Consider the following 12,860-nt stretch of genomic DNA (forward strand, 5'->3'; position numbering starts at 1 on the left):
CAATAGATAGGCGGGCTTACTTGGTGAGCTCGTCTATGATTGGGCATCGGCTCTCTGCATCTCCAGGACAAGAAGAAACCCAACCTTCAAGTTGCGTTTTGATCTCCATGAGGTGTGCAATTTTTTCTTCAACCTCTCTCAGTTTGTCCATGGTTCTTGCTTTTACTTCGCTACTTTTGCGATTGGGGTTATGAGCAAGTTGTACGAACTCTTTGCATTCTTGCAACGAAAAGCCTGCGCTTTTTGCGCGTGATACCAAGTTAAGCTCTTGAATATGATTATCTGAATATTCGCGATAGCCAGAGTCGCTACGCGCTGGTGGAGATATGATCCCTTTGTCTTCATATAATCGAATCGACTTAGATGAAAGCCCAGTGAGCTTCGCGACGGCACCAATATTCATGTTTAACCTCCATAACGTTTAAGGCGAGTATATACCGATGTTGTGGATAAGACACTCCTAAATAACAGTCAGTTACCTAGAGTCCCCTTACTCTTTAATCACTTCATGTGGTGGCACACCAAATGCCTTTTTAAAGGCATAAGTGAAGTTAGAAGGGTGGTGGTATCCGGCTTCATAGGCGGCTTCTGTTATCGTCACTAGGCCACGTTCCAAATGTTGCCTAGCAATCTCAAGACGTCGAAAACGAATGTAGCCGTTTATGGTCATATTAAGTGATTGTTTAAATCGACGCTGCAGGTTTGAAACACTCATTGAGAATTGGCTCGCCAACTTTTCCAAGCGTAGTTCTTGATCAAGGTGAGTTTCAATATAGCTGACAATATCCTCAATTCGACCATCAATGTGTCGTTCAATATTGCTGTTTTTAGCACTGAAATTCTTAGGAATTTGCTTGGTGGCTTGATGTAATATTTGATAGATCAAGCTTTCGACCTCTAGCTTTTCTTGGAACTCTTGCGGTGTTTCTCTATTTGTTAACGTTTCGGCCAGCTCGCATAGCGTCTGGTTAGGCTCCAACTGTTGAAACGCCTGATGAGAGTTAAAAAAGGCTCGATGACTACAATTTTGCTCAAGGCGGGCCTCTAGCCATTGGGGCTTAACCAATATGTTGATCTTATTAATGAGGTTATCTTTGAGCAGTGAACGACGAAAATTTGCAGGTTTGAGTAAGTTCACCACTACACCCTTAGGGCCGTCGCTCGCGTCTAAATCAAATTGCAAATCGTCGTAGCCAAACGAGAGTCTACCTTCTAAAAGAATAGTGACCAGCAGTGAGGCGTGTGCAGTAGAAACAATATTCGAATCAATAAGTTCTAGACAACACCCGCCATGAACAAAAATTTGATCATTGTACTGATATGATAGGAACTTACCTTCGGCCAGTTGAGTTTGACAAGGTTGGCCTTGCGTGACAATCCATTGTTTCTCTGTCGCCTCTAGTCTTTGGGTTAAAGCTATCTTGGCAATTTTAGTTCGTTTTGTTGTGACTTCCTGCATTTGACACTTCCTCATAACACTTGTGCGATTTCGCATAACCGAATCGCCTTTGTATTTATAAAACTCATGCTTATTATACCTGAGAATTATTATCATTAATATTTAGGAGTTAAGTTATGGAAAGCCCTGCTTGTTCACCTATCAAGCTTTCAAGCCTTTGCCTTGCAGTGGGAATGGCGCTATCAACCCCTGTTTTAGCTCAAGATACTGAGTCACATTTTGAAGAGGTCGTTGTATGGGGAACGAAAGTTTCCAGCAACACTGAGTCGATGTTTGCGGACGACATGTCACTGAAGCAAGCGGATCATATGTCTGATTTACTGCGCGATATTCCCGGTGTGGATGTTGGTGGCACACACTCTGTGAATCAACGTATTACGATTCGTGGTTTGAGCGAAACCGATTTGGACATTCGTCTTGACGGTGCTTCTCAGCATGCGAGCATGTTCCATCATATTGGTAACTTGACGTTGAACCCTGACATTCTCAAATCTGCGGACATTCAGGTAGGTAATAACTCTGTGACTCAAAACGGGTTAGGCGGTTCGGTCTACTTTGAAACGAAAGACGCTCGTGACTTACTTCGTTACGATGAAAAGTTTGGTGCGCGTGTTTATGGCGGCTATGCATCCAACGACAACCAACAAGGTTCGTTGACACTGTACGGACTTTTGTCCGAAAACATTGATGCGATGGTCTATGGCCATTACGTTACGCGTGATGATTTTGAAGATGGTGATGGCAATAAAACCTATGGTGCTGCAGGTGATGTTTACAACATTCTGGCTAAGCTGGGGTATGAACTAAATGACATCCATCGTTTTGAGCTCTCTTATGACATGTACCGAGACAGTGGAGATTACAGTCCGCGTCCTGATATGTCGGGTAGTGCAAATAATAGCCTGTCGAGCAAGTTACTTATCCCTACGGATTATGACCGCGATACCGTTACCTTGAGTTACGAGTTGCGAGGCGAACAACACCAAGGAAACGTCACTCTTTATAATACCGAGACAGAAATTAAACGTGACGAAACGGTGATGGCCCCTCGTTGGCCCTCGAACCGTTTATCAAAGAACACCGCCAAAAACCAAAACTTTGGTTTGAATGGCAAATTCCAGTCAGATGTTATGTTAGGTGAGTTTGATAATCGAGTCACTTATGGCTTCGACTACATGGATAAAACGTCTTCGAGTTACTACGGTAGTCGTAAGTTTATGGACGAATCGGCGATTTCAACCGCACTGTTTGTAGAAGATCAGTTCTTCTTCTCTGATGCCTTCTTTATTACTGCAGGTATGCGCTTTGATGATTACAAACGCAAAGCTGAGACAGGAAACAGTAATTATGATGATGTGACTTGGGCTCTAGCAGCAGAATGGGCGGTGACGCAAGATTGGACGTTGTTTGCGAGTGCACGCTCTCTATTTAAAGGTCCAGAGCTAATGGAAACCTTTATTGCTTACCAAGACGTTGCATTTTTAGAGGATGGGTTAAAGCCAGAAACGGGATTGAACACGCAGGGTGGTGTTCGTTTTGATAAAACCTTTGATAAGCATTTCTTTGGGGCGAATATTACGATATTCCAAACGGAAATTGATGATTACATTGCAGACCAGTACCAAAACGCGACTCAAACTTACCTGATTTACAACTTAGGTGATGTTGAGATTAAAGGCTTTGAGGCAAGTGCTTCTTATGGTTACGACAAGTTTAACAGCAAACTTTCTTACTCTAAGTCGGACACCAAAAACAAGAATACTGGTGGTCCTGTTGCTGGGGGCAATGGGCGTAGCATTGATATGGGTGATAGCATTGCTCTAACTTTGGATTACCAGTCAGACGCTTTAGAAACGATCTTCGGGTGGAACTCAATGTTTGTTCTAGAGGAAGACAACGTCTTTGATGGTCAGCCAAAGAAAGCAAGTTATGATGTGCATAATCTATACGCTCAATGGGTGCCGTCTGATATTGATGGACTGTCGGTGACCTTTGGTATTGATAATGTATTTGACGAGTTGTACAGCTCTCATGCGTCTCGTTCGGGTACTGCACGTGGCTTCACGCTTGATGACTACGAGCCGGGTCGCAACTTCAAGCTCTCTGCAGCTTATCAATTCTAACAAGGTTCTTCATAGGACGTTTCAAAGTAACGAGTAAGTTCATGATTAAAGAAAGCACCCGAATAGATAGTGAACACGCTGACAAATACTTAGTGACGCTTTGTCGGCATTTTGGACGAAAGGTTCCTGCTACTTGGAATGAAAATAGCGGTTTGGTGACATTTCCGACGGGAAAAGCGGAGTTTAACCTTTGTGCATCTAGCCTAACTATAACCTGTGAGGCGGATTCAGAAGAGAAACTGAATACGGTTAAGGCGATCATTTCATCGCATGTGGACATGTTTTCTCGTCGAGAAACATTAGCACTTAGCTGGGTTCGTTAGCGCTCGTTTAGGGATGCTGTGATAGAAGTGGAATATTAAAAGCAAAAGCCCGCAATCTTATGATTTGCGGGCTTTTATTGTTTGAATGCTATTGCGCTTTCTCAGGCTCTAGGCTTTTTTTTTCCTGCTGCATTTTTGCTAGGAAGTAGATGTTAACGCAAGCAATAAAACCGTTAGTTAATACTACAGGCCAAGAATCAATCATTAGTCCGTAAGCGGTAAATAGCGCACAACCAATAAAGTTAAGGATACGAAGCTTAACAATATCTTTCATAGTTAGCGAAATAGCGACCATGATTGAAGCTGCATAACCTAAAATCTCAACCATATTCATGTCCATTTTTTGACCCTCTTAAAATCTGCCGAATTTTGTCGGTACCAATTCTTCTCATCTTGAGATTAATGAGGAAGCTCCATGCCTCGAATGGTCTTTTTTTGTTGTAAGGACGCACTATATCAATGGAAAAACCGTGATAAAAGCCTCAAATCAAGGTTAAGAGAAGGTTAGCGATTACGCAAACGTTTAGGACTGGAATTACTGATAATTTTACTTATTGTGTTGATTGATAATAACGATGACATTAATAGCTCAAACACCATTGAAAGTAAGGGAATATTTACATATCATTGAAAATGATAATTATTTTCAAGTGCTGTGTTTATGTATTTTATTATTAGCTTGCTCGTGTTTTTTTTGCTGTATATCAGAACAAAACCGAACTCGTGGTGTGCGGGGATTCATATCGTAAGCCACTTTTTTATCGTTGCATTTTGTCCTGCAATTTATGTTGTTCAATATTTAATCGTTACGTTTTTTTCGTCACCGATATTGATTAAGCTGTCATCACGCTCCGGTGTATACAACATTCTCATTGCTTTTCTTCCATTATTGATCGCAACCGGCAGTCTGGCGTTTAGCTGAATGATTTCATCTCTCTTCTTTTCTTAAAACAACTACACTTAATCAGAATAAGGTATCAATTTCATATAATTATTCGATATCTACGCGTCAGCACATGTGTCACATTTCTGTGACTACGAGTAAGTTTTACTTATGTTGCTTGGTAGTAGGGTATTTATCGATTGTTTAATGATTCAATACTTAGTTTAATCGTATAAAGGTGTGCAGTATGCCGCACTAAATTAATAAGAAATTATCTAAAAAGGTTAATGGGAAACGTAAGCCATTAGCGGAGGTCAGATGAGTACGCACACGGTACCGCAGAGCGCGATTGTAAATGCTGTCAAAGGTGAAGTTTTGGTTTTGGGCCTGGATGGAAACGTTAAGGTCATAAAAGCGGGGGATGAGTTAAGACCTGGCGAGATTATTATCACAGAAAATAATGCTTCTCTCGACGTACAGATAAATAATGAGCTTTATCTGGTCGATGCAAATTGTGTTGCTTGTCTTCCTGTGCCTTCTTCTGAACCGTTAGAACCAGTATTGGTACAATCTCCAGTTAATGGCTTAGTGACTTTTGACCCAACGGCTATTGGAAGTGCTGACTTCGACGCCAACGATATTGCCGCTATCCAGCAAGCTATTTTAGACGGAGCTGACCCTACCGCTATCTTAGAAGCAACAGCTGCTGGCGCAGGTGCTGAAGGCTCGGCTAATGCTGGCTACGTGACGGTTGAATATAATAACCCGGAAGTACTCGCTTCTACTTTTTTTGAAACGTCTGCGACTCGCAGCGGAGAAGATGATCGCGACGAAGATGACGGTTTGAATGTCACGATTTTTGCTGATGGTGGGCAGTCACTGCAATCTAGCGTAACAGAAGGCTCAATTTCTCTATCTAGCTACCCGCAAACCATTTCTTCTAGTGTGCTGGTTGAAGCAGGGGATCTCGCACTTGATACTGCTTCATTTGTACCTGAAACGTCCTCATTAGAGTCTTTGTTAACCGAGTTAAATAGTGACATTACCTCTGGTGGTCAGCCAGTGGCGTTTGTTTACGACGAAGCGCAAAATGCCATTATCGGCACTCAAGGTGGTAACGAAGTGCTTCGTATCGAGATCGAAGCGACATCTTTAGGCCGTGATTTAGAGTTAGAGGTCGTTACCACGATTAGCCAGGGTATTGACCATGTGGCGTCCATCGCTGATGGCCAAGTATCTATCGTCGGTGATCAAATCAATATCGCTTTTGACATTACAGGCGCAGATATTGGTGGTAATAGCATTCAAGCGCCTATCGATTTTACGACAACCGTTATTGATGGCGATGATCCTGCGCCGCAGAACGTTACTTTTGAAAACGTTGAATCTTCTTCTACACCAATTACTGGCACTTTTGTTGATATTGGTAGTGATCAATTGGCAACGGTCACGTTTAATCAAGAAGGACTTAGTCAGTTCGATGGCCTACTGAGTGATAATCAGGCGACAGAAGCGGTACTCTCTGAAGACGGCAGTACTATCACCTTGTCCATTGCGGGCTCGAATGAGACCGTCTTAACCATCAGGTTGAATACTGATGGTACCTACCAATTTGAGCAATTTAAGCCGTTAGAACAAACAAACGGTGAAGATACGATTGAGCTCTCTTTGCCAACCACAATCGTCGATTTCGACCAAGATACGGCAAGCAACACCTTTACGATGACCATCCTCGATGGCGATAACCCAGTGATTGAGAACGTGACGGGCTTGTCTTTAGATGAGGCGGGGGTTGACCAAGGTTCACAGGCAGGCGCGGCAGTAACAAGTGGTACTGGGTCGATCACGACAGCGGTCGGAAGTGACATCATTGATCACTATGAGTTGGAACCTACAGAGTTCAATGTTGGTGGAGAACTCCAATCTCAAGGGCAGGTTGTTCAACTAGAACTAGCGTCCGAGAGTAACGGCGTACGTACTTACGAAGGCTTCATCGAGCTGGATGGTGTGCGTATTACCGTATTTGATGTGGCGATTGATGCACCTGCATTGGGCGAATACCAATTCAACTTGTATGAACAACTTGACCATACGGGTGCTAACGATGACTCGCTCACTTTCTCACTGCCAGTTTACGCGGTAGATGCGGATGGTGACCGCTCCTCTATTACCGAAGGTTCGAACACACCAGAAGCTGCGCAAATTGTCATTCAAGTTCAAGATGACGTTCCTTCGATTGATGGCGTTGATGCGCTAGCCGTCGATGAAGACGATTTATCAAGCATTGGCTCCGATCAAAGCGACTCTGTGTTCGCGCAAGGTAGCTTCACGACGACTCAGGGCTCAGACCGTGTTGTAAGTTATCAATTAGAGAGCGGCACTGATCCACTCAATGGGTTGGAATCGCAGGGGCGATCTATCTCTCTGACGGAAACAACCAATTCAGATGGCAGCTTTACCTATTCTGCAACGGCAGAAGGGGACGCTATCTTCACCTTACAAGTGAACCCTGACGGTTCTTATTCATTTACCCTTGAAGGTCCAATCGATCATGCTGTGGGTAGCGATAGCTTAACTCTAGACTTCACTATTGTCGCAACGGACTTTGACGGTGACACCAGTTCACTTGTTCTACCGGTAACCATTGCCGATGATGTGCCAACCATTAATGACGTTGTCGCTCTTACCGTCGATGAAGATGACTTAAGTTTGGTAGGCTCTGACCAATCACAGTCAACGCTGGTCGAAGGTCAGTTTACGACAACTCAAGGTTCTGATGGCGTCGTACAGTATCAGTTGGATGTAAACGCTGATTCTTTAAATGGCCTGCAATCTCAAGGTCAAACCGTTTCCATTGCCGAAACGCAAAATGCAGATGGCAGTTACACCTACAGCGCAACGGCAAATGGCAGTGCAGTTTTCACATTAATTTTGAATACCGACGGCTCGTACAGTTTTGAGCTGCAAGGTCCAATTGACCATGCGGCAAATAGCGACAGCTTAACCCTCGATTTTAATGTTATTGCTACTGATTTCGATGGTGACACAAGCCAAATCGTACTGCCTGTTACCATCGTGGATGATAAGCCGACCATTACCGATGTCGATGCGATTACCGTTGATGAGGATGACTTAGGCACGATTGGGTCAGATCAGACTGACCCGATTTCAATCGATGGCAACTTCACCACCACACAAGGCTCGGACCGAGTAGTGAGCTATCAGCTCGATGCTTCTTCGACACCAGTTGACGGCCTCACATCACAAGGCGTGGCAGTCACGCTAACTGAAACCGCAAACGGCGATGGAAGCTTTACTTACGAGGCGACAGCGGGTACTGAAGCGGTCTTTACGCTTACAGTGAACACTGATGGCTCTTATAACTTCACGCTTGAAGGTTCAATTGACCATGCAGTAGATAGCGATGAGTTGACACTGAACTTCCCAATCATCGCGACCGACTTTGATGGCGACACCACAAACGCCACTATCCCTGTGACGATCGTGGACGATAAGCCAGTTATTACTGACGTGGATGCCATTACGGTTGATGAAGATGATCTAGCGTCAATCGGTTCAGACCAAAGCAATCCGATTTCTATTGATGGTAACTTCACCACCACACAAGGTTCAGACCGAGTGGTGAGCTACCAACTCGATGGCACATCAACACCAGTTGACGGTTTAACATCGCAAGGCGTGGCTGTCACATTAACTGAAACTGCAAACGGTGATGGCAGCTTCACCTACGAAGCAACAGCGGGCTCTGAAGCAGTCTTTACGCTAACAGTGAATACTGATGGCTCTTATAACTTCACGCTACAAGGGCCAATTGATCACGCGGTGGGTAGTGACGAGCTGATACTGAACTTCCCAATTATCGCAACCGACTTTGATGGCGACACCGTCACAGAAACGATTCCAGTCACAATTGTTGATGATGTACCGACTATCACAGCGGTGGATGCGTTGAGTGTCGACGAAGACGACCTTAGCGGTGTGGGTTCAGACCCAGGCGGCGATCTGTTCGTTGAAGGGGCGTTTACAACCACACAAGGCTCTGACCGAGTGGTGAGCTATCAACAGGATTCAACCGCAGATCCTGTTGCGGGGCTGACCTCTCAAGGTGAGGCGATTATCTTGGTGGAAACCGCGAATGGCGACGGCAGCTTTACTTATGTTGCGACCGCTGACGGCAATCCTGTCTTCACGTTGAATGTCGCAACAGATGGTACGTACGATTTTACGCTGCAAGGCCCGATTGACCATGCAGCTAACAGTGACAGCCTGACGATTGATTTCCCAATTATTGCCACCGATTTTGATGGTGATACGACTTCGGCAACCATTCCAGTCACGATTACGGATGATGCACCAATCATTGATAATGTCGTGCCTCTGGCTGTAGACGAAGATGATTTATCAGGTATTGGCTCAGACCAAACTGACGCAGTGTTTGTGGCAGGCGCATTTACGACCACTCAAGGTTCAGACCGAGTGGTGAGCTACCAACTTGATTCAACTTCTGATCCTGTTTCAGGTTTAACTTCTCAAGGTGAGCCTGTTATTTTGGTAGAGACTGCGAATCCCGATGGCAGCTTCACTTACGTGGCAACTGCGGATGGCAATCCTGTCTTCACCATGAACGTGAATGCAGACGGTACATATGACTTCCGTCTGGAAGGGCCAATCGATCACGCGTTAAACAGCGATGAGCTAGTACTGAACTTCCCAATCATTGCAACAGACTTTGATGGCGATACGACGACCGCGACCATTCCAGTCACGATTACTGATGACGTTCCAACCATTAATAACGTTGTTCCACTGACAGTAGACGAAGATGATCTCGCTACAATTGGCTCAGACCAAAACGATGATGCGTTTATGTCGGGCTCTTTCAGCACAACTGAAGGCTCAGACAGCGTTGTTAAATACCAGCTTGATGCAACGGCAGATCCAGTAGCAGGGTTGACCTCTCATGGTGAGCCTGTCGTGCTTGCTGAGACAGCAAATGGTGATGGCAGCTTTACTTACACTGCCACAGCAAATGGCAATGACGTATTTGAATTGGTGGTGAAGCCAGACGGCAGCTACACCTTTACTCTGCAGGGCCCACTAGACCATGCGGTGAATAGCGACAGCCTGCAAATCGACTTCCCGATTATCGCAACAGACTTTGATGGCGATACATCGACAGAAACACTACCTGTCACCATCGTTGATGATAAACCAACCATCACTGACGTAGACGCAATCCGTGTGGATGAAGATGACTTAGCGACGATTGGCTCTGACGGCTCAGATCCAATTTCAATCGATGGCAACTTCACTACAACGCAAGGTTCTGATGGGGTAGTAAGCTACCAATTAGATACTGCAGCAACGCCAGTTGATGGTCTAACATCACAAGGTATGGCCGTCACGCTGGCTGAAACCGCAAACGGCGACGGTAGCTACACTTATGAAGCGACAGCGGGAACTGAAGCAGTATTTACGCTGACCGTTAATACGGATGGTTCATACAACTTCACGCTGCAAGGTCCAATCGACCATGCGACAGACAGTGATGAGCTGACACTGAACTTCCCAATCATAGCAACGGATTTTGATGGTGATACCACCACAGAAACGATCCCAGTCACCATCGTGGATGATAAACCGACCATTACCGATGTTGATGCGATTACCGTTGATGAAGATGACTTAGGTACGATTGGTTCAGATCAGACTGGCCCGATTTCAATCGATGGCAACTTCACCACCACACAAGGCTCGGACCGAGTAGTGAGCTATCAGCTCGATGCTTCTGCAACACCAGTGGCTGGACTCACATCACAAGGCGTGGCAGTCACGCTAACTGAAACCGCAAACGGCGATGGCAGCTTTACCTATCAAGCAACAGCAGGCACCGAGTCGGTCTTTACACTGACAGTGAACACTGATGGCTCTTATAACTTCACGCTTGAAGGGCCAATCGACCACGCGGTAGATAGCGATGAGCTGACACTCAACTTCCCAATCATCGCAACAGACTTTGATGGCGACACCACAAATGCCACTATCCCTGTGACGATCGTGGACGATAAGCCAGTGATTACTGACGTCGACGCAATCACGGTTGATGAAGATGATCTAGCCTCAATTGGCTCAGACCAAAGCAACCCGATTTCTATTGATGGTAACTTCACCACCACACAAGGTTCAGACCGAGTGGTGAGCTACCAACTCGATGCTTCAGCAACACCAGTGGACGGTTTAACCTCGCAAGGCGTGGCTGTCACACTGACAGAAACCGCAAATGGTGATGGTAGTTTCACTTATGAAGCGACTGCGGGTGGTAACCCAGTATTTACTCTGACAGTAGATACTGATGGCTCTTACAACTTCACGCTTGAAGGGCCGATTGATCACGCGGTGGATAGTGATGAGCTGACACTGAACTTCCCAATTATCGCAACCGACTTTGATGGCGACACCGTTACTGAAACCATTCCAGTTACGATTGTTGATGATGTACCGACCATCACAGCGGTGGATGCGTTAAGTGTTGATGAAGACGACCTTAGCGGTGTGGGCTCAGATCCAGGCGGCGATCTGTTCGTAGAAGGGGCGTTTACGACCACTCAAGGCTCTGACCGAGTGGTGAGCTATCAACTGGATTCAACCGCAGATCCTGTTGCGGGGCTGACCTCTCAAGGTGAGGCGATTATCTTGGTGGAAACCGCGAATGGCGACGGCAGCTTTACTTATGTTGCGACCGCTGACGGCAATCCTGTCTTCACGTTGAATGTAGCAACAGATGGTACGTACGACTTTACGCTGCAAGGCCCGATTGACCATGCAGCAAACAGCGACAGCCTGACGATTGATTTCCCTATTATTGCCACCGATTTTGATGGTGATACGACCACGGCAACCATTCCAGTTACAATTACGGATGATGCACCAATCATCGATAATGTTGTGCCTCTGGCTGTGGATGAAGATGATTTATCAGGCATTGGCTCAGACCAAACTGACGCTGTGTTTGTTGAAGGCGCGTTCACTACTACTCAAGGCTCAGACCGAGTGGTGAGTTACCAACTTGATTCAACTTCTGATCCTGTTTCGGGATTAACCTCCCAAGGTGAGCCTGTTACTTTGGTAGAGACTGCGAATGTCGATGGCAGCTTTACTTACGTGGCTACCGCGGATGGCAATCCTGTCTTCACCATGAACGTGAATGCAGACGGCACATACAACTTCCGTCTAGAAGGTCCGGTGGATCATGCGTTAAACAGCGACGAGTTAGTACTGAACTTCCCAATCATTGCAACAGACTTTGATGGCGATACGACGACCGCGACCATTCCAGTCACGATTACTGATGACGTTCCAACCATTAATAACGTTGTTCCACTGACAGTAGACGAAGATGATCTCGCTACAATTGGCTCAGACCAAAACGATGATGCGTTCATGTCGGGTTCTTTCAGCACAACTGAAGGCTCGGACAGCGTTGTTAAATACCAGCTTGATGCAACAGCAGATCCAGTAGCAGGGTTAACCTCTCACGGTGAGCCTGTCGTACTTGCTGAGACAACAAATGGTGATGGCAGCTTTACTTACACTGCCACAGCAGATGGCAATGCCGTATTTGAATTGGTGGTGAAGCCAGATGGCAGCTACACCTTTACTCTGCAGGGCCCACTAGACCATGCGGTGAATAGCGACAGTCTGCAAATCGACTTCCCGATTATCGCAACAGACTTTGATGGCGACACCTCATCGAAGACGTTACCTGTCACCATCGTTGATGATAAACCAACCATCACTGACGTAGACGCAATCCGCGTGGATGAAGATGACTTAGCGACGATTGGCTCCGACGGCTCAGATCCAATTTCGATCGATGGCAACTTCACTACAACGCAAGGCTCTGATGGGGTAGTAAGCTACCAATTGGATGCTGCTGCAACGCCAGTTGATGGTCTAACATCACAAGGTGTGGCCGTCACGCTGACTGAAACCGCAAACGGCGACGGTAGCTACACTTATGAAGCGACAGCAGGAACTGAAGCAGTATTTAC

6 protein-coding genes are annotated in these 12,860 nt (G+C 45.8%); 3 read left to right on the forward strand and 3 right to left on the reverse strand.

Annotation, left to right across the window (positions count from 1 at the left end):
• Positions 1-16 precede the first annotated feature (16 nt).
• Positions 17-403 (reverse strand): Cu(I)-responsive transcriptional regulator, encoded by a 387-nt coding sequence (gene cueR / locus IQP38_RS20625; RefSeq protein WP_005376627.1) that lies wholly within the window; start codon positions 401-403, stop codon positions 17-19.
• An 87-nt stretch (positions 404-490) separates the two neighbouring features.
• The gene (locus IQP38_RS20630) at positions 491-1,459 is read right to left on the reverse strand and encodes a helix-turn-helix domain-containing protein (protein ID WP_193837971.1); all 969 of its coding nucleotides are present in this window, start codon (positions 1,457-1,459) and stop codon (positions 491-493) included.
• Between the two features lie 116 nt (positions 1,460-1,575).
• Between IQP38_RS20630 and IQP38_RS20635 the strand changes: the two genes are divergently transcribed.
• On the forward strand, positions 1,576-3,582 hold the full coding sequence (locus tag IQP38_RS20635) for a TonB-dependent siderophore receptor (protein WP_005376624.1): 2,007 nt from the start codon (positions 1,576-1,578) through the stop codon (positions 3,580-3,582).
• A gap of 41 nt (positions 3,583-3,623) precedes the next feature.
• On the forward strand, positions 3,624-3,905 hold the full coding sequence (locus IQP38_RS20640; protein ID WP_005376622.1) for a DUF2218 domain-containing protein: 282 nt from the start codon (positions 3,624-3,626) through the stop codon (positions 3,903-3,905).
• Between the two features lie 88 nt (positions 3,906-3,993).
• On the opposite strand, the gene IQP38_RS20645 is transcribed toward IQP38_RS20640, so the two are convergent.
• Entirely contained in the window at positions 3,994-4,245 is a 252-nt protein-coding gene (locus IQP38_RS20645) for a YgjV family protein (RefSeq protein ID WP_005376619.1), read from the reverse strand.
• 861 nt (positions 4,246-5,106) lie between these two features.
• Here IQP38_RS20645 and IQP38_RS20650 point away from each other — a divergent pair.
• A partial coding sequence (locus IQP38_RS20650) for a retention module-containing protein (protein ID WP_193837997.1) occupies positions 5,107-12,860 on the forward strand: 7,754 nt, incomplete at its 3' end.

Origin of the sequence: Vibrio sp. OPT41 (genome assembly GCF_015163595.1) — a bacterium.
Taxonomy (GTDB): Bacteria; Pseudomonadota; Gammaproteobacteria; order Enterobacterales; family Vibrionaceae; genus Vibrio; species Vibrio alginolyticus.

Bases quoted from the DNA above. Each gene is read 5' to 3' on its own strand.
- IQP38_RS20635 (WP_005376624.1), top strand. From the start codon at position 1,576: ATGGAAAGCCCTGCTTGTTCACCTATCAAGCTTTCAAGCCTTTGCCTT.
- cueR (WP_005376627.1), bottom strand. From the start codon at position 403: ATGAATATTGGTGCCGTCGCGAAGCTCACTGGGCTTTCATCTAAGTCG.
- IQP38_RS20645 (WP_005376619.1), bottom strand. From the start codon at position 4,245: ATGGACATGAATATGGTTGAGATTTTAGGTTATGCAGCTTCAATCATG.
- IQP38_RS20640 (WP_005376622.1), top strand. From the start codon at position 3,624: ATGATTAAAGAAAGCACCCGAATAGATAGTGAACACGCTGACAAATAC.
- IQP38_RS20630 (WP_193837971.1), bottom strand. From the start codon at position 1,459: ATGCAGGAAGTCACAACAAAACGAACTAAAATTGCCAAGATAGCTTTA.